Source organism: Bacillus sp. YKCMOAS1, assembly GCF_030268125.1.
Taxonomy (GTDB): Bacteria; Bacillota; Bacilli; order Bacillales; family Bacillaceae; genus Bacillus; species Bacillus safensis.
Map to the genome: position 1 here is coordinate 676,824 of NZ_BSEI01000002.1, position 16,320 is coordinate 693,143.

The following is a 16,320-nucleotide window of genomic DNA, read 5'->3' on the forward strand; positions in this document are numbered from 1 at the left end:
AGGGGATATTAATCGAAAAAAGAGGTGAAGCCGATGGCGTACATTCTTTCTGTTGGAACGAGTCTGCCACAACATCATGTGAATCAGAAAAAGGCGGCTGATTTTGCTAGATCCCAATTTAAACGATCGTTTAAAGATATCGACCGGCTGCTCAAAGCTTTTCAAAATGGAGAAATCGAGAGCAGACAGTTTGTGCAGCCAATTGAATGGTATCAGACGCACCACTCTTTTGAGGAGAAAAACAACCTCTATTTGGAAAAAGCATTGGCTCATGCAAAAGAAGCGGTCATACACTGTCTTCATGAGAAGGCATTCCTGAAAAAACCGATTCCGTTTGAAGAGATCGATGCATTGTTTTTTATTTCAAGCACCGGACTTTCGACACCAAGCCTTGATGCAAAACTGATGAATGCTCTTCCTTTTTCGCCTTATACGAAACGAGTGCCGATCTGGGGCTTAGGGTGCGGGGGCGGAGCGGCGGGGTTGTCTCGGGCTTACGAATACATAAGAGCATTTCCAGAAGCAAAGGTGCTGGTTGTCGCCTGTGAAATGTGCAGTTTAACCTTTCAGCCGCAAGATCAATCAAAAAGCAATTTAATAGGTACATCTTTGTTTGGAGACGGGACAGCAGCGCTTTTGTTAACTGGAGAAAAAGGCGTATCTGAATATACCCATTTAAAAACAGTTCCTAAAGTGATTGGTACACAATCCGTCACAATGAAAGAGTCTGAGGATGTGATGGGCTGGGAATTTACAAGTGACGGCTTTCGGGTTATTTTCTCCCGTGACATTCCTTCCATTATTTCCGGCTGGTTAAAAGAGCAAGTCGATCAATTTTTAGAACAGCAAGGGTATTCGGCAGAAGACCTATCAGTTTTTCTTGCCCATCCTGGAGGGAAAAAAGTGATCGATGCCTATATTAAAAGTCTTTCTTTACAAGAAGATCAGCTCTTTTCATCAAAAGAAGTGCTCAGACAACACGGAAATATGTCCTCTGCCACAGTTTTGTATGTGATCAAGCATTATCTTGAACATCAATCCGCTGAAGCGGGAGATATGGGTCTTTGCGGAGCGCTTGGTCCGGGATTCTCATCAGAGCTGCTGCTCATGAAATGGGAGGATGTCTTATCATGATTATTTGGCTCATCATTGGTTTCTTCGTGTGTCAGCGTCTTATTGAAATGCTTGTGGCTAAAAGAAATGAAAAGAAAGTGAAAGCGATCGGTGCCATTGAATTTGGTGCAAGTCATTATCCTTATATGGTCGCTATGCATGCGGGCTTTTTTCTCTCACTCATGGTTGAGGTATGGGGGTTAAACAGGCCGCCGTCGCGCTATTTTCTTGTGCTGCTCGTTTTCCTGCTGGCTACACAGGTTATTCGATATTGGGCATTATGCTCTCTTGGAACGTATTGGAATATAAAGATTTTAGTTGTACCAAATGCGATGATGGTGAAAAAAGGACCTTATCGCTGGTTAAAGCATCCTAACTATGTCGTGGTGGCGATTGAACTTATGCTGATCCCGCTTTTATTTAATGCCTATTTTACCGCCATTTTGTTCACATGTTTAAATGCATGGATGATGGCTGTGAGAATTCAAACAGAAGAGAAAGCGCTCAATCAGTATTTGTTAAATTAATATTGAAAATCATTATCAATTGTGATACACTTTCATTAATGATAAGCATTCTCAATCACGAAGGATGGACGGTGATCACATGACAATGGTTTTCTTACTCGGTACGGTCTGTGTATACAGCCTATTAATTGGCTTCGTATTAAAAGGTGTTTCTAAAAAATCTGCTTCCTGATCGCAGTCAATTGCGACTGATCGGGCAGCAGATTTTTTTTATTTCCTCAGATCAGAAGAAAAATCTCTTGATTTTGTGTAAAATGGTATCACATACATAACTGACTTTTCTAAAAACAAAGGGGTTTATCGTCATGGAAGACTTGTCTATTCGAGATTCGCTCGTTCAAACTACAGGTGCTTTATATCAAAGCCTTCTCAAAAGGGATGATCATGAACGCGCAGCCAAACTTGCATCGATTATCAAAAAGGAAGCAGAAGAAGAAGTATATATCGCATTTACCGGTCACTATTCAGCTGGAAAGTCATCACTTGTGAATCATCTGCTTCATGATCACATCCTGCCAACGAGTCCAATTCCAACAAGTGCAAACTTGGTCGTCGTGAGGAAAGGGGAGAGTGAAGTAAAGCTTCACACCTCAGATGGCCGTTTTGCAAAAATGAGCGGTTCTTATGATAAAGAAGCAGTTCAGCGTTTTTGTAAGGACGGAGAACAGATTGAAATGGTGGAAATTAGCGGGGACTATAGAGGATTGGAAGAAAAGGTGGCACTGATTGATACGCCTGGAATTGATTCAACGGATCATACCCATTTTTTATCTGCCGCGTCTATTCTACATCAAGCAGATGCTCTTTTTTATGTCGTGCACTACAACCATGTTCATTCGGAAGAAAACATTCGTTTCATTCGCTCCATTAAAGAGAAAGTGCCAAATCTTTATTTCATCGTAAATCAAGTCGATCGACATGATGAGCATGAGACAGCGTTTGAAGACTACAAAAATCAAGTGGTTGATATGCTTCTTAAAGAGGGCATTGAAGAAGAACATCTATACTTTACATCTGTAACCGATGAGTCGCATCCAAGAAACGAAATGATTCGTTTAATCGAGAAACTGCAAGAATTACAAACATTGCCGAAAGCATCTCTTCGCGCCTATACCGAGCAGAAAATAGAGAATGTTTTAAAAGAACATATTGACTCATTAAAAGAAGAGCTGCAAGAAGAGGATCTTGATTCACTGGTTCAAGAAAAAAGAAAAGAAGTCAAGGAGCTTGAAGCGAAAAGGAGCTTTATTGAAAATGGAGCAAAACAGTTAGAAGATGAAGTGTCTTCTGAAGTCGAGAACATTTTAAAAAATGCAAACCTAACCCCATTTAAAATGAGAGAGCTCGCAAGTGACTATATTGAATCGAAAGCTCCTGGCTTTAAGGTAGGACTACTGTTCGCTAAAAATAAAACCGAGCAGGAAAAAGAAAAGCGGGCGAACGATTTCTTAGTAGATGTCAAAGCAAGAATGAAAGCTGAAGTGGACTGGCATATTGCTGAGCTGCTCAAAAGAGAAGTCAAGAAACATCAGCTTGGTGAAGAGCTATTAAATCAAGTGATGGCATTTGAAACACCTGTGGAAGAATCACTACTTGAGAACGTCATCCATCATGGTGCGACATTTTCAAATGAATACGTTTTGCAATATGCAAAAGATGCTGGTGAAGCACTGAAAAGACAGACCAAACAGAAAGCAATACCATTGATTGAACAAATGACTGAGACGCTGAAAACCCAGCTCATGAATGAAAAGGGAAAGCAGCAAGATAAATGGGCCCAGGCAGCACAGGAGCTCCTAGCGCTCGAGCAAAGCATGGCAAAAAATGATCATATCAGAAGAGATATTGAGCATATATGGGATATATGGCAAAACGGAACAAATGAGCAGATCACAGATGATTGGTTTTATGTGAAAAAACATCGGATGCAGCATGATGAGCTAAATCAGAATCATACGTCCACTCATGCGGAAGAAAGCGAGAAAGAAAATCAGCAGCAGACAGAGCTTGATCAAATGCGTCAATCACAGCATATTACGACAGCTCAGTCAATTGACCAGTTTGAGCAGCTTTCTCAAATTTTAATGCCATTAAACGCGCTTCAGTCTCAAAGAAAGTCCTTTGAACAACGAACAAAACGGCTGCAAGCGAAGGAATTTACACTCGCCTTATTCGGTGCTTTTAGTTCGGGGAAATCTTCGTTTGCCAATGCCCTAGTTGGGAGAAAGGTGCTGCCATCATCTCCTACACCAACGACGGCCACAATCAATAAGCTGACGCGGCCGACAGAAGACCATCCGCATGAAAGTGTGAAAGTGGTGTTCAAAACCGAGCAGGAAATATTAGAAGAGCTCGATCAAATTCTTGGTTTTTCTATAACGGAAGAAAAGGGAGATACGTTTCAAGCGAAACTCGATCGAACGCTGAAAAAAAGAGCGCTTGAACAGGATCACCGCATCATTGTTGAACATTTTTTAAACGCTCATGAAAAGTTCCGTGATTCCATTCAAAAACAAACGCCGCTCAATGTCACCCTTCAAGAATTAAAGCCATATGTGGCAGAAGAGGCTGTTTCTTGTGTGGTGAAGGAAGTGACGGTGTATTTAAGTACACCTTTAACAGATAAAGGACTGACGATTGTTGATACACCAGGCGCCAGCAGTATGAATAAACGTCATACAGAGATTGCCTTTCAATATATGAAGGATGCTGATGCCCTTCTTTATTTAACTTACTACCAGCATTCTTTCTCAAAAGCAGACCGATCATTTTTACGTAAACTCGGGCTTGTAAAAGATTCATTTAGCATGGATAAAATGTTTTTTATTATCAATGCAGCTGACCTCGCTAAGGATCAAACAGAGCTTGAAACTGTCTTTGACTATGTGAAAAATGAGCTCACAAAAGAAGGTATCCGGCATCCAAACCTTCATCATGTATCCAGTAAGGAAGAGATCGAAGGAAAGGGTCAGTCGCCTTATAACCAGTATGCACAGCTTAGAACACAGCTTGACTATTTTATTGAGGAAGAATTAACGAAAGATGCGATTGAGCTGCTGTATTTTGAAGCGAGTACATTATGTAGAACAGTCGACAAGCTGCATGAGACGCTGCATCAGTCAGAAGATGAAAAGCAAGCAGAAAAGAAAAAGATAGACACATCCTATGAAGTGATCGTTGATCAAATGAGCCATATTAAACGATCTAAGCTAGTGACAGAAAGTGTGAAAAAGGACTTGCACGAACAGCTTTACCACATTGTTCAGCGCTTGTCACTTTATGCAAATGATCTGTTAAAGATAGCCTTTTATCCTGGAATATCTCAAGGGGACTTCAGGCAGGAGTTGAAAAAAGCGCTTGAACAGGCGCTAAAGGATTATGAATTTGAATTTGTACAGGAGATAAAGGCGCTTGATATTCGAATGGAATCGTTTATCACTCAATATTTCAAAGAGGAGTGGGAGAAAGGATTGCAGGCTGCGTGTGCAGAAGATCCTTACTTTTCTCTCCGGCTGTCGCCGCCAGATGAGAAAAATGCAGAGCTGAAACAAATTGAAGTGGAAGCGGACCTAACGCCGTTTGAGCCGCTCTTAAAGAAGCAAAAATCAGCGAAAGCTTTCTTTGAACAGAACGGGAAGGCAGCGTTTATTGAAGCGATTCGAGATGTTCTTTTCCAGTTAACGACGAAATGGGCAGATAAAGAAAAAGAAGAATTACAGAGCAGATACGAAATGATGGTGAAGACCTTTACTGAAAGATATGAGACAGAAGCGCTCAAGCAGCTGAATGAACAAAAACAAACATTTATCATGAGCTTGACGACAGATGCGAAAGAGCAGGCGATGATAGAACAAGTATACAAGCAGACAAATGAATGGAAGAATCAGTTGAAAACCATTTGATTCATGATAGACTATATAAAAAAGAAAGCAGTTGATAAAAAATGACGAGCGTACATGAAGAGATTTCCGCACATTCACAAAAACAGAATGCTCATATCAAGTCGTTTCTTGCGCTTGAGCAGAAAAGAGAGCAGGCAATAGAGACTGCTGTTTTCAAGTGTGAGCAAAACGAACCATTTACAACTGACGATATCAATGCGATTACTTCGAAGATGAATGAGCTTGCACGAGGCGGTATTGTTCCGCTGCGTAAGCATGTTACGATTGATATGGTTAAGGAGTATGTCGAACGAAAACAGAAGTAAAGAGTAACTTTCTCTTTTTTGGTCATCTTAACAAGTGAACCGAGAAAGGGGAATGATGATGGAAAAAAAGCAGCATGCAAAAAAGCAGGATGAGCGTAACCCGAAACAAAAAGAGATGCCGTCCTACGCAGAAGCAGAATCGAAAAAAATGCAATACGGTCAAAAATAATCCAAAGGTGCCACTTCTTTTCCAAAAGAAGAGGGCGCCTTTTTTATGTCGAATTCTATGTTCTGTGATAGAATAGGAGTATTGTTTTGAAAAAGGGAGTTTATAAGAATGAATAAACACGTACTGCTTGTTGATGGTATGGCGCTTCTGTTCAGATCGTTCTATGCAACGGCTGTCCATCGCAATTTTATGATAAATGATCACGGCGTCCCGACGAATGGTGTGAATGGTTATTTGAAGCATTTATTAACCGCTGTTCAGACATTTGAGCCAACTCATATTGTGTGTTGCTGGGATATGGGAAGCCAAACATACCGAAATGAATTGTTTCAAGATTATAAAGCAAATCGAGGAGAGGCGCCTGTCGAGCTCATTCCGCAATTCGATTTAGCAAAAGAAGCGACAGAAGAACTAGGAATTGTAAACGTTGGTTTAAAAGGCTTTGAGGCAGATGATTGTATCGGCACGCTGGCGGCAGTCTATCAGAATGAAGCACGTGTGACGGTTCTAACCGGCGACAGAGATTTGCTGCAGATATTGAATGAACGAGTGACTGTTGCTTTGATGCAAAAAGGGATCGGGAACTATAAACATTATACAAAAGCCTTATTTGAAGAGGAAATGGGCATCTCTCCAAAGGCGCTGATCGATATGAAAGCACTTATGGGGGATTCAAGTGACAATTACCCAGGTGTGAAAGGAATCGGAGAAAAAACAGCATTAAAATTTATTCAAACATATCAAACCATTGATGGATTATTAGAAAATGTTCATGAACTAACGGCCGCACAGCAAAAGAAAATGCAAGCAGGATTAGAAGATTTGAAGCTCTCCCGTTTATTGGCAGAAATCAAATGTGATGTCCCGCTGAGCTGTCCAATTGATGAGACGAAGATGAATATCAATCAAGAGCGGGCTGCTGCTATGCTGCGATACCATCAAATCAAAGGAATTGAACCGATGGTGAATCGATTAAGTAAAATAGAGATCAGCTAAGCCGATCTCTCAGCGTATAGACAAACCCTCGCATTCGTTGTCAGGTCTGCGCTCCGGTGCTCACGAATGTCAAATTCGCTCCGCTCCTCGCCCTTCCTAGGGCTGCAAAGGTTTTCTATCACGCTGAAAAGAAGACAAAGGACTAAAATAAAAATCATTTTAGCCCTTTGTTAGAGATAAGCTAAGCTGATCTCTAAGGTCATCTTTTTGTATTGCTTTTCTTCGCTCTATTTTCGAGCTGAGATAGTGGCTGCTTATCTTTTGTTTGCGCATCACCTTGAGGGGTTGTCCCATTTGTGACACGACCTTTATTCTCTTTATCCAATCAGTATCACCTCATACATTAGCATAACCGAAAAAAAGCGATTCATCCTTTAGAAAGGTGAATCGCTTTTCTAGCGAGCTGATCAGCTACTTGATTTTCCTTGCTTGGAATCCACTTTATGAAAAATAAATCAAACTGCCGTTGAAGCTCGATCATCTCTTTTATAAAAGGCTGAAAAGCTGGATTTTTAGCAAATCCTGCATTGGCCGCACGGTCAACTACCTGTGAATCTGTTCGAAACGAAACGGAACGCAGTCCTTTTTCTACGCAGATTTTCATCCCTTCAATGAGAGCAGAAAATTCTGCTTCGTGATTGCTCATTGATCCGAGAGGAATCGAGAAAGATTCTGCCTTTCCATCATATTTAATGAAAATGCCGATGCCAGAAGGACCTGGATTACCTGCGCTAGCACCATCAATGTATATTTCAGCTGGCAATTTATTTCACCCTTTCATCAAGCGGAACCATTCTTTTCGCTGCATACGCATATGGTGTCCCAATCGCGGCGACGATAAATTTAATCACATAAGTCGTGATGAAGATTTCGATCCATACATGAAATGGATAGGTGCCAAGAAAGGCAATGGTTGTGAAGATCAGTGTATCAAGCAGCTGGCTGATCATCGTACTTCCAGCGTTGCGCACCCAGAGCGCACCATCGGAAGGAAATATCCGGCGAATAAACGAATATACATAAACATCTAACATTTGACTGATGATATAAGCAGCAAGACTGCCAAGTGCGACCCTTGGCATAAAGCCAAATATCGTTTCGAGCGATGTTTGAGACATGTCAGATGGAGCGGGATGGAAAAGCAAAGCCTCCTGCATGACAACGGTTAGCGTTAAAAGGGTAGCAAAGCCAATCCAGACAGCTTTCCTCGCTTCATTTTGTCCATATTTTTCATTCAATACGTCCGTTGCAAAGAACACACTGCCATATAAAATGTTTCCAAGTGTTGCCGTTAAGCCAAACAATTCAACGGTTTTGACCACTTGTAAATTTGCAGCAACCGTCGCAAAGCCAATCCAGACGAAAAGGCCCATCTTGCCAAATCCTTTATAAAATAGAAGAACAATGATAAAATTAATGATCGCAAATAAGATCCAAATACCTTCATTAAACAAGTGACATGAACTTCCTTTCTCATTGTAAAATGTAACTTTTTGATTATAGCATAACGAACGTTTACCTTAAAAGCACGGGAAGGCGATGTGATCAATGAAATTAAGAGCGCACTATACAATGAAAGTGAAATCGATTGGGTCCATTGCTTTTTTCCAAGAAGATTGGATGGAGCTAAAAGAGGCCTTGATTTTAGCAAAACATATCGATAAAAAAGAACCACAGTCACTCCTATCATTTGAAGATGAAAAAGGGGCGATGTGGTCTATTAAAGAACTTGAAAAGCTAAATGAAGAATTAAAGCTTGAACCTGATCAGCTTCAGGTCTATTTTGATGCAAGTTTTCACAAAGAAACAGGCGACTCTGGCCTTGGGGTTGTCGTCTACTATAAGCTCGGAGAAGATGCTTATCGTTTGAGAAAAAATCAGTCCTTTCAAGGAATCACCAATAATGAAGCGGAGTATGCAGCTTTATTTGAGGCAGTAAAAGCTTTGAAAGACCTTGGGGCAAGCAGAAATTCTGTCACGATTAGAGGCGATTCATTAGTTGTCATGAATCAATTAAAAGGAGAGTGGCCTTGTTATGATGATATACATAACAAATGGCTCGACCGGATTGAAGCGGCTTTAAAGGAGCTGAGGCTTACGCCAACATATGAAGTCATCGATCGTAAACAAAATGCAGAAGCGGATCAGCTTGCAAGGCAGATACTTGCAGACGTCCCAATTGAAAGTAAATTGAAATTAGAAGCAGACGGAGCTGAATAATGTGGATAAAAAAACAGCAGTACAAGAATTGACGGATCTCCAAGACACGTATTGTTCAGATTGCTTGATTAAGAAGCACTTTCGAAAAGAATATGGCAAAAAATACGCCCACTCCTTTTGTATTCAGCAATGCACAGTAGGAGAGAAAATAAAAGAATACGGACAGACGCTGCTTAAAAAGTAAGCGGCTGCCCCGGTTTTCCTTACTCAAACATCCGCTCGTGAAAAAAAACGGATAGAATGTGTTAAAAAAGAACATATTCTGAAAAATGAGCCGATATAACTATAGAAAGTTTTGGTTGAGTTACTTTTTGACTAAGTGACGGATAATAGAGGAAAAGGGGAAGGCCGGCATGAATAATAAGGATTTCGAAACGGTATTACATCGAACATTTCAAGAGGTATACAGCGATCTAGAGCAGCTAGTAGATGTAGCAAAGAAGGGAAGACCTTTTCTCGAAAAAGATATTTCTGAAATTGAACAACGACTGAAGCAAAATATTTTAGCCATTGAAATTCAGCTGAAAATCAAATAAGAGAGGCATATGCCTCTCTTTATTTTGTCGTTTCATCATTGATTTAGTTGATTAAATTTTTGTTACGTTTGCAGCTTGAGGTCCACGATTACCTTCAACGATTTCAAAAGAAACTTCTTGTCCTTCTTCTAAAGACTTGTAGCCGTCACCTTCGATAGCTGTGAAGTGAACGAATACATCGTCTCCGCCTTCAACTTCAATGAAGCCGAAACCTTTTTCATTATTGAACCATTTTACTTTACCGTTTTGCATATTGCTTTTTCCTCCTAGTACTGTAGCACACCTTTTGGGCATACTAAAAAAAATTTTCATCACCTAACGACTTTACAGTTGTTAAATGATGGTTCCACTATACACCATCAAAAGTAACGCGTCAAGCAGGCGAGCCAAATTTTGAGCAGAATGTTTGATTTTTTTGTTTTTTTGGTGAATAACAATGAAAAATAAAATGTTCTTTTCGGAACCTAACGTGCAGCTTGTCCGTAAATAAAAAAAATACAGAAAGAGGTGCAATCATGAATCGTTATACACTTGAAGAATTTGTTCAGAATACGCAGCAAGAAGATAAGGGAGAAGGGGTCTTTGAACTTGAAACATCAAGGCTTCTAGAAATTAATTTGACTGACACCATTTGGGCAAAAACAGGTTCCATGGTTTCCTATCGAGGGAAAATCAAATTTGAACGTGAGGGTGTTTTTGAGCACGGCGTCTCAAAGATGTTCAAAAAAATGCTCTCAGGAGAAGGCACCTCACTAATGAAGGCGACAGGTGATGGGAAATTATATGTGGCAGATCAAGGCAAAAAAATCTCAATTCTCCGTTTGGCCCAAGGGGAATCTATTTTTGTTAATGGAAACGACCTGCTCGCATTTGAACCGTCTGTCCGCTGGGATATCAAATTAATGAAAAAGGTATCAGGCATGCTTGCAGGCGGATTATTTAATGTCAAATTAGAAGGGCCGGGCTTAGTTGCAATCACAAGCCATTATGAGCCGCTGACACTCATTGTTCAGCCTGGTGACTCTGTTTATACAGATCCGAATGCGACTGTTGCGTGGTCAGGGGATCTAAAAACTGAATTTGTGACAGATGTTTCCTTTAAAACTTTTATTGGCAGGGGAAGCGGAGAGTCCATTCAAATGAAGTTTAGCGGAAGCGGCTTTGTTGTCGTTCAGCCGTTTGAAGAAGTATACACAACAAATGGAAATCAAGGGTAAAGAAAAAGGTGTCCGTCATTGACGGACACCTTTTTATGATAATGCGCGAGCATATGTTTTGTTATTCATGATGAGATCTGACTGTTCGACGATATCTTCCAAAATGGTTTGAGAAGATTGTTTTAAGTGCAGTTTTTTCATGTTTTGTTTCATTGTTTCTAATTTTTCTTCGTCCTGAAGCAAGTTGGTCACAGATTCTAAAATGTCTTCATGTCTGTTAATGACGATGGCAGCGCCATAATCCTCAAAGAAAAGAGCATTTTCTTTTTCTTGGCCAGGGACAGGCTTGTAAAGAATGACCGGGACACCGATTGCAGTTGCTTCTGTTAAAGTAATGCCGCCTGGTTTTGTAATCATACAATCTGTTACTCTGAACAATTCATCAATTTGTTCCACATATCCAAGCGCCTTCAATTGATCTGGGTGTGCCTGCTCAAGAACGCTAAGCGATTGTTTCAGTGCGGCGTTCTTTCCGCATACAACAACAATTTGTACTTCACTGTCGAGAAGCAGCGCCTCACATAATTCCTTCACATTTTTTAGTACACCGTGAGCACCGGCCATGATAAGAAGTACTTTTTTGTCTGATGATAATCCATATTTTTTATAGATCATCGATTTTGGCACGTCTGCTTCAAACTGTGGTCTAATAGGAATACCTGTCACTTTGACATCGCTTGGATGTGTGCCGATTTCCACTAATTTTTGTTTCACATAATCGGTTGCAACATAGTATCGATCGATGTTTTCATGTACCCAAATCTTATGGAGACAAAAATCGGTCATGACATTAAAAGTTGGAATCACTTTCCCTGTTTTGTTTCGATATTCTGGTACAACAATCATCGGGAATGTAATAATGATGATATCTGGATTGTGTAACTGAATTAATTCATCGAGACGCTTATTTCCCATCTTTAAATAAATGTTAAATTTGCGTTTATTGTAAATTTTATCAACACCGTAATAAAACAAGCGATAAAATTGTTTCCCAATGGAAAAGCTCTTCAAGTATAAATATTGAGTCACTTCTGACACAATGGGATTCGATTCTTGATACAAATTAGAAACTACAACATGTTCAAATCCTTGGGATTTGCATTCATCATACAGTGTTTTTGCTACCTGCATATGTCCATTTCCATAATTTGCGGTCAAGATTAATATTTTTTTATTGGTATTCAAGAATATTCACCTCAAATGTAATCAACAACAACAAAACTTCGTACGAAACTATTAATCTCATAGGTCTACATATACATAAAGATAACATATAAACAGTTAGAGCATATCATTCGTTACGAAAGAATTAAACTAATTTTAAAAAACAAACAGATTCAATTGATAATGGAAGACAGAGCCATTTGTATTTTAACACATTTTGCCGATTTATCATCAGGCCACAGTCTATTTTATTCCCAAACGTATGGTGTTTCTTGATAAACATAATAATTAAGCCAATTCATAAACAATAAGGTTGCATGGGCTTTCCAACGATTTACTGGGATTAATGTGTCACCATCTTCTATAAAATAGTGGACAGGTTTTTGGACTGTATCATGTTTCAACAAATCTCTTTCATATTCCTGCATCAATGTATCTGTATCATACTCAGGATGTCCAGTTAAAAATACTTGTTTATCATCATCTGAAACAATTAAACAAACACCTGCTTCTTCAGACATACTCAAGACTTTCAAATTCGGCGTGTTTTTTAATTGTTCTGTATTAATATCTGTATGCCTAGAATGTGGGACATAGTATACTTCATCAAAACCTCTGACTAATCTTTCTTTTTTCTCTTTCACAATATGCTCAAATACACCAAATTTTTTCTCGGGAAGCTTGATCTTTTCAATCCCGTAATGGTGATATAAACCTGCCTGTGCACCCCAGCAAATATGAAGGGTAGACGTCACATTGGTTTTACTCCAGTCCAAAATGTCCTGCAGCTCTTTCCAATAAGAAACTTCTTCAAAAGGTAAGTGCTCAATTGGTGCGCCAGTGATGATCATTCCATCAAATTTTTTATGGCGAATCGATTCAAAGGTCGTATAAAATTCATCTAGATGCTCTCTCGACGTATTCTTCGGTGTATGTGTACTTGGAATCAAAAACGTAAAGTACACTTGTAAAGGAGAATTTCCGAGCATTCTCAGCAGCTGCGTTTCAGTTTGTATTTTTTTTGGCATTAAATTTAAGATCACGATATTCAAAGGACGGATATCTTGCTTGAATGCCCTTGTCTCATCCATGACGAAAATATTTTCGCTCTCTAGTATTTGTTTTGCCGGCAGATGAACTGGTATGTTAATAGGCAACTCGCCACCCCCTGAACCAAAGCTAATTTCACTTCATTATAGGAACTTTCTGGCGATATTTCAATGTTTCAATTATGTTACAATGAAAAATAGAGCAAAAAAGAATGCTGTTTCTGTAAAAAAAGGAGGCCGTTTTGTTATGATCACAAAGCATTTATCAGATATTGACATTGCCCAAAAGGCTAAGCTAAGACCAATTCAAGACATCGCAGCAAAGCTGCAACTACATGACGAAGAATTAGAATGCTATGGTTTCACAAAAGCGAAAATATCTTTGACTATTTTTGACCGTTTAAAGGAACAAAAAGAAGGACACGTGATTCTTGTCACTTCCATCAACCCAACGCCAGCAGGTGAGGGGAAATCCACGGTAACAGTCGGCCTTGGTCAAGCCTTCGAAAAAATTGGCAAAAAAGCGATCATTGCGATGCGTGAGCCATCATTAGGTCCTACAATGGGGATTAAAGGCGGGGCAGCGGGCGGAGGATATTCACAGGTGCTGCCAATGGAAGAAATCAATCTTCATTTCACAGGAGATTTTCATGCCATTACATCTGCACATAACGCCTTATCTGCTTTTATTGATAACCATATCCATCACGGAAATGAACTCGGCATCGACATGCGCCGCATTGTATGGAAGCGGGTGCTTGATTTAAACGATCGTGCATTAAGACAAGTCGTTGTCGGACTTGGCGGTCAGTTAAATGGGTATCCTAGAGAAGACGGATTTGACATTACAGTTGCTTCTGAAATGATGGCGATCCTCTGTTTAGCAGAAGACTTAACTGACTTAAAAAAACGTCTTTCTTCTATTGTTGTTGCCTATAATCAAGAAGGCGAGCCAGTCACAGTGGGAGCACTTGGATATGAAGGTGTCTTGACGTTACTTTTAAAAGACGCACTCAAGCCGAACCTTGTTCAAACGATTGAAGGAACCCCAGCCCTTGTCCATGGCGGTCCTTTTGCCAATATTGCACATGGATGCAATAGTTTAATTGCAACCAAAATGGCAGCGAAATTAGCTGATTATGTCGTAACAGAAGCTGGATTTGGAGCAGATCTTGGAGCAGAAAAGTTCCTTCACATTAAAACAAGAGCTGGTGATTTCAAACCTGGTGCAGTTGTCATTGTGGCGACAGTGAGAGCATTAAAGATGCATGGCGGAATGAAGAAAACCGAACTCAAAGAAGAGAATGCATACGCCGTATTAGAAGGTATACATAATTTAGAAAAGCATATTGAAACCGTTCAAGCTTTTGGTCTTCCATATATTGTCGCGGTAAACCGTTTTATTACGGATACAAAAGAAGAGATTCAAGCGATAGAAGATTGGTGCGGCAAACATGGCCATCCAGTTAAAGCCGTGAATGTATGGGAAGAAGGAGGCGAAGGCGGGACAGCTCTTGCAGAGGAACTAGCGGAACTCATTGAAAAGAAAAAGAACAACTTTACCTATTTGTATGAAGAGAATGATTCCATCGAAGAAAAGTTATCTAAAGTGGCCAAAGTGGTTTACGGGGCAGATGGGGTCACGCTCACATCCAAAGCAAGAAAGCAGCTGGCTGCCATTGAGGAAAACGGCTGGGCTCATTTGCCGGTATGTATGGCAAAAACACAGTATTCTCTTTCAGATGATCCAGCTTTAATCGGCAGACCTAAAGGCTTTACCATTACGATTCGCGAGTTAAAGCCATCTGTAGGAGCAGGATTTATTGTGGCCTTAACCGGAAGCATTTTGACAATGCCTGGATTACCTAAAAAACCTGCGGCTCTCGAAATGGATTTATTAGAAGACGGCAGTGTGACAGGACTCTTTTAAACGGAAGCATAAAAAGCGATTTTCTAAAAGAAGCATGTTACGATAGGAAAAAGTGAATCCTAGGAGGCTATGAGATGTCAATTTATGATATTCAGGTCAAGACCATTAACGGTCAGGAAAAATCGATGGCAGATTACAAAGGAAAAGTGCTCATTATTGTAAACACAGCAAGCAAATGTGGACTGACTCCTCAATTTAAACAATTACAAGAACTATATGATCAATATCATGAAAAGGGCCTTGAAATTTTAGGATTTCCGTGTAACCAATTTATGAACCAAGAGCCAGAAGGAGAAGAAGCCATTCAAGAATTCTGTTCTTTGAATTATGGAGTGACCTTCCCTATGTTTGCGAAAATAGATGTTAATGGCGAAGAGGCGCACCCGCTATTCAAGCATTTAACAAGTGAAGCGAAAGGTGTGCTTGGGACAAAAACAGTGAAATGGAATTTCACAAAATTTATCGTGGACCAAAACGGAGAAGTCACTGAACGGTTCTCCCCGAAAACGCCACCAAAAGAATTAGAAAGCTCAATCATCGCTCTGTTGGACAAATAAGATGCTGACAGTCATGCAGCGAAAACAATTGGAGGCAGCTGCCTCCTTTGTTTCAGACAGGCTGAAGGATGAACCAACTGGACACGATGCGGCTCATGTTGCTCGTGTGCGCGAGCTTGCCGTCCGTATTGCACATCAGGAAGGCGGCTCTTTATTTATCATCGAAATGGCGGCAATTGTACATGATGTCATTGATGAAAAGCTGTCAAGTGAATGGAAGATCACTACGGAGCAGCTTGAGTACCAGCTCCTTTTGTGGGAATTGGACACGCGGGATATCCGCTATATCATGGACATCATTACAACGATGTCTTTTCGTCACCGGCATAAGCAGTTTAGGCCGATGACGTTAGAAGGGGCTATTGTTCAAGATGCGGATAGGCTGGATGCGATAGGAGCAAGCGGTATCGCTAGAGTGTTTACGTATGCTGGCGCAACAGGTGAGCCCCATTATACAAAGGACACGCAGCAGGGCTCTGTGCTAAAGCATATGGAAGAAAAACTGCTCAAATTAAAAGACTTGATGAACACTCGTGCAGGGAAGCAGCTTGCTGATGAGCGGCATGAATTGATGAGTTTATTTATCAAGAAATGGAAAGAAGAATGCGGCCTTACAGATGAGTAGGGTCTTTATG

The 16,320-nt window shown here is 40.3% G+C and carries 19 protein-coding genes; 13 read left to right on the plus strand and 6 right to left on the minus strand.

The window, feature by feature from the left end; translation table 11 throughout:
• Window positions 1-33: 33 nt before the first annotated feature.
• The 6 genes from QSJ46_RS08390 to QSJ46_RS08415 all read left to right on the plus strand — a co-directional run bounded on the left by QSJ46_RS08390 (window position 34) and on the right by QSJ46_RS08415 (window position 7,012).
• On the plus strand, window positions 34-1,134 hold the full coding sequence (locus QSJ46_RS08390; protein ID WP_285604554.1) for a type III polyketide synthase: 1,101 nt from the start codon (window positions 34-36) through the stop codon (window positions 1,132-1,134).
• Complete coding sequence (locus QSJ46_RS08395) at window positions 1,131-1,640, plus strand: isoprenylcysteine carboxyl methyltransferase family protein (RefSeq protein ID WP_285604555.1); 510 nt, start codon at window positions 1,131-1,133, stop codon at window positions 1,638-1,640. The genes QSJ46_RS08390 and QSJ46_RS08395 overlap by 4 nt, the downstream gene beginning before the upstream one ends.
• An 85-nt stretch (window positions 1,641-1,725) precedes the next feature.
• The gene (locus QSJ46_RS08400; RefSeq protein ID WP_226340839.1) at window positions 1,726-1,812 is read left to right on the plus strand and encodes a Fur-regulated basic protein FbpC; all 87 of its coding nucleotides are present in this window, start codon (window positions 1,726-1,728) and stop codon (window positions 1,810-1,812) included.
• A 133-nt stretch (window positions 1,813-1,945) separates the two neighbouring features.
• Entirely contained in the window at window positions 1,946-5,542 is a 3,597-nt protein-coding gene (dynA, locus tag QSJ46_RS08405) for a dynamin GTPase (RefSeq protein WP_285604556.1), read from the plus strand.
• A gap of 41 nt (window positions 5,543-5,583) precedes the next feature.
• On the plus strand, window positions 5,584-5,847 hold the full coding sequence (locus QSJ46_RS08410) for a YpbS family protein (RefSeq protein ID WP_039179417.1): 264 nt from the start codon (window positions 5,584-5,586) through the stop codon (window positions 5,845-5,847).
• Between the two features lie 277 nt (window positions 5,848-6,124).
• Window positions 6,125-7,012, plus strand: a complete 888-nt coding sequence (locus QSJ46_RS08415; protein WP_039179414.1) for a 5'-3' exonuclease — start codon at window positions 6,125-6,127, stop codon at window positions 7,010-7,012.
• 199 nt (window positions 7,013-7,211) lie between these two features.
• Here the strand turns inward: QSJ46_RS08415 and QSJ46_RS08420 are convergent, their stop codons facing one another.
• The 3 genes from QSJ46_RS08420 to QSJ46_RS08430 are packed head-to-tail and all read right to left on the minus strand — an operon-like array spanning window position 7,212 to window position 8,466.
• Window positions 7,212-7,337 (minus strand): hypothetical protein, encoded by a 126-nt coding sequence (locus tag QSJ46_RS08420; protein WP_003215584.1) that lies wholly within the window; start codon window positions 7,335-7,337, stop codon window positions 7,212-7,214.
• 42 nt (window positions 7,338-7,379) lie between these two features.
• Window positions 7,380-7,775 (minus strand): reverse transcriptase-like protein, encoded by a 396-nt coding sequence (locus tag QSJ46_RS08425; RefSeq protein WP_039179411.1) that lies wholly within the window; start codon window positions 7,773-7,775, stop codon window positions 7,380-7,382.
• Between the two features lies 1 nt (window position 7,776).
• Window positions 7,777-8,466, minus strand: a complete 690-nt coding sequence (locus QSJ46_RS08430) for a queuosine precursor transporter (protein WP_047203254.1) — start codon at window positions 8,464-8,466, stop codon at window positions 7,777-7,779.
• Window positions 8,467-8,560: 94 nt separating this feature from the next.
• Between QSJ46_RS08430 and QSJ46_RS08435 the strand changes: the two genes are divergently transcribed.
• From QSJ46_RS08435 to QSJ46_RS08445, 3 genes are all read left to right on the plus strand, one after another.
• A complete protein-coding gene (locus QSJ46_RS08435; protein ID WP_047203255.1) occupies window positions 8,561-9,232 on the plus strand; it encodes a ribonuclease H family protein in 672 nt (223 codons plus the stop codon).
• A gap of 1 nt (window position 9,233) precedes the next feature.
• Window positions 9,234-9,416 (plus strand): zinc-finger domain-containing protein, encoded by a 183-nt coding sequence (locus QSJ46_RS08440; protein WP_024422748.1) that lies wholly within the window; start codon window positions 9,234-9,236, stop codon window positions 9,414-9,416.
• Between the two features lie 169 nt (window positions 9,417-9,585).
• The gene (locus tag QSJ46_RS08445; RefSeq protein ID WP_039179402.1) at window positions 9,586-9,768 is read left to right on the plus strand and encodes a hypothetical protein; all 183 of its coding nucleotides are present in this window, start codon (window positions 9,586-9,588) and stop codon (window positions 9,766-9,768) included.
• A 51-nt stretch (window positions 9,769-9,819) separates the two neighbouring features.
• Here the strand turns inward: QSJ46_RS08445 and cspD are convergent, their stop codons facing one another.
• The gene (gene cspD, locus QSJ46_RS08450) at window positions 9,820-10,020 is read right to left on the minus strand and encodes a cold-shock protein CspD (protein ID WP_003215784.1); all 201 of its coding nucleotides are present in this window, start codon (window positions 10,018-10,020) and stop codon (window positions 9,820-9,822) included.
• A gap of 263 nt (window positions 10,021-10,283) precedes the next feature.
• Here cspD and QSJ46_RS08455 point away from each other — a divergent pair, with 263 nt between their 5' ends.
• Complete coding sequence (locus tag QSJ46_RS08455) at window positions 10,284-10,985, plus strand: AIM24 family protein (RefSeq protein ID WP_041085797.1); 702 nt, start codon at window positions 10,284-10,286, stop codon at window positions 10,983-10,985.
• 33 nt (window positions 10,986-11,018) lie between these two features.
• On the opposite strand, the gene QSJ46_RS08460 is transcribed toward QSJ46_RS08455, so the two are convergent.
• Window positions 11,019-12,170: a diglucosyl diacylglycerol synthase gene (locus QSJ46_RS08460; RefSeq protein ID WP_024422744.1), complete on the minus strand. Its 1,152-nt coding sequence runs from the start codon at window positions 12,168-12,170 to the stop codon at window positions 11,019-11,021.
• A 227-nt stretch (window positions 12,171-12,397) separates the two neighbouring features.
• Window positions 12,398-13,306, minus strand: coding sequence for a homoserine O-acetyltransferase MetA (metA, locus tag QSJ46_RS08465; RefSeq protein WP_024428133.1), 909 nt, complete (start codon window positions 13,304-13,306; stop codon window positions 12,398-12,400).
• A 139-nt stretch (window positions 13,307-13,445) separates the two neighbouring features.
• Between metA and QSJ46_RS08470 the strand changes: the two genes are divergently transcribed.
• The 3 genes from QSJ46_RS08470 (at window position 13,446) to QSJ46_RS08480 (ending at window position 16,310) form a co-directional block, all read left to right on the plus strand.
• The gene (locus tag QSJ46_RS08470) at window positions 13,446-15,128 is read left to right on the plus strand and encodes a formate--tetrahydrofolate ligase (protein WP_285604557.1); all 1,683 of its coding nucleotides are present in this window, start codon (window positions 13,446-13,448) and stop codon (window positions 15,126-15,128) included.
• A 74-nt stretch (window positions 15,129-15,202) separates the two neighbouring features.
• The gene (locus QSJ46_RS08475) at window positions 15,203-15,685 is read left to right on the plus strand and encodes a glutathione peroxidase (RefSeq protein ID WP_047203257.1); all 483 of its coding nucleotides are present in this window, start codon (window positions 15,203-15,205) and stop codon (window positions 15,683-15,685) included.
• A 1-nt stretch (window position 15,686) separates the two neighbouring features.
• Window positions 15,687-16,310 (plus strand): HD domain-containing protein, encoded by a 624-nt coding sequence (locus tag QSJ46_RS08480; protein WP_107163445.1) that lies wholly within the window; start codon window positions 15,687-15,689, stop codon window positions 16,308-16,310.
• The last annotated feature ends 10 nt before the right edge of the window (window positions 16,311-16,320 follow it).

Excerpts from the sequence above, each read along its gene's own strand:
- QSJ46_RS08390 (WP_285604554.1), top strand. The coding sequence starts at position 34 with ATGGCGTACATTCTTTCTGTTGGAACGAGTCTGCCACAACATCATGTG.
- QSJ46_RS08435 (WP_047203255.1), top strand. The coding sequence starts at position 8,561 with ATGAAATTAAGAGCGCACTATACAATGAAAGTGAAATCGATTGGGTCC.
- QSJ46_RS08480 (WP_107163445.1), top strand. The coding sequence starts at position 15,687 with ATGCTGACAGTCATGCAGCGAAAACAATTGGAGGCAGCTGCCTCCTTT.
- QSJ46_RS08410 (WP_039179417.1), top strand. The coding sequence starts at position 5,584 with ATGACGAGCGTACATGAAGAGATTTCCGCACATTCACAAAAACAGAAT.
- QSJ46_RS08415 (WP_039179414.1), top strand. The coding sequence starts at position 6,125 with ATGAATAAACACGTACTGCTTGTTGATGGTATGGCGCTTCTGTTCAGA.
- QSJ46_RS08400 (WP_226340839.1), top strand. The coding sequence starts at position 1,726 with ATGGTTTTCTTACTCGGTACGGTCTGTGTATACAGCCTATTAATTGGC.
- QSJ46_RS08395 (WP_285604555.1), top strand. The coding sequence starts at position 1,131 with ATGATTATTTGGCTCATCATTGGTTTCTTCGTGTGTCAGCGTCTTATT.
- dynA (WP_285604556.1), top strand. The coding sequence starts at position 1,946 with ATGGAAGACTTGTCTATTCGAGATTCGCTCGTTCAAACTACAGGTGCT.
- QSJ46_RS08475 (WP_047203257.1), top strand. The coding sequence starts at position 15,203 with ATGTCAATTTATGATATTCAGGTCAAGACCATTAACGGTCAGGAAAAA.
- QSJ46_RS08470 (WP_285604557.1), top strand. The coding sequence starts at position 13,446 with ATGATCACAAAGCATTTATCAGATATTGACATTGCCCAAAAGGCTAAG.
- QSJ46_RS08455 (WP_041085797.1), top strand. The coding sequence starts at position 10,284 with ATGAATCGTTATACACTTGAAGAATTTGTTCAGAATACGCAGCAAGAA.
- QSJ46_RS08445 (WP_039179402.1), top strand. The coding sequence starts at position 9,586 with ATGAATAATAAGGATTTCGAAACGGTATTACATCGAACATTTCAAGAG.
- cspD (WP_003215784.1), bottom strand. The coding sequence starts at position 10,020 with ATGCAAAACGGTAAAGTAAAATGGTTCAATAATGAAAAAGGTTTCGGC.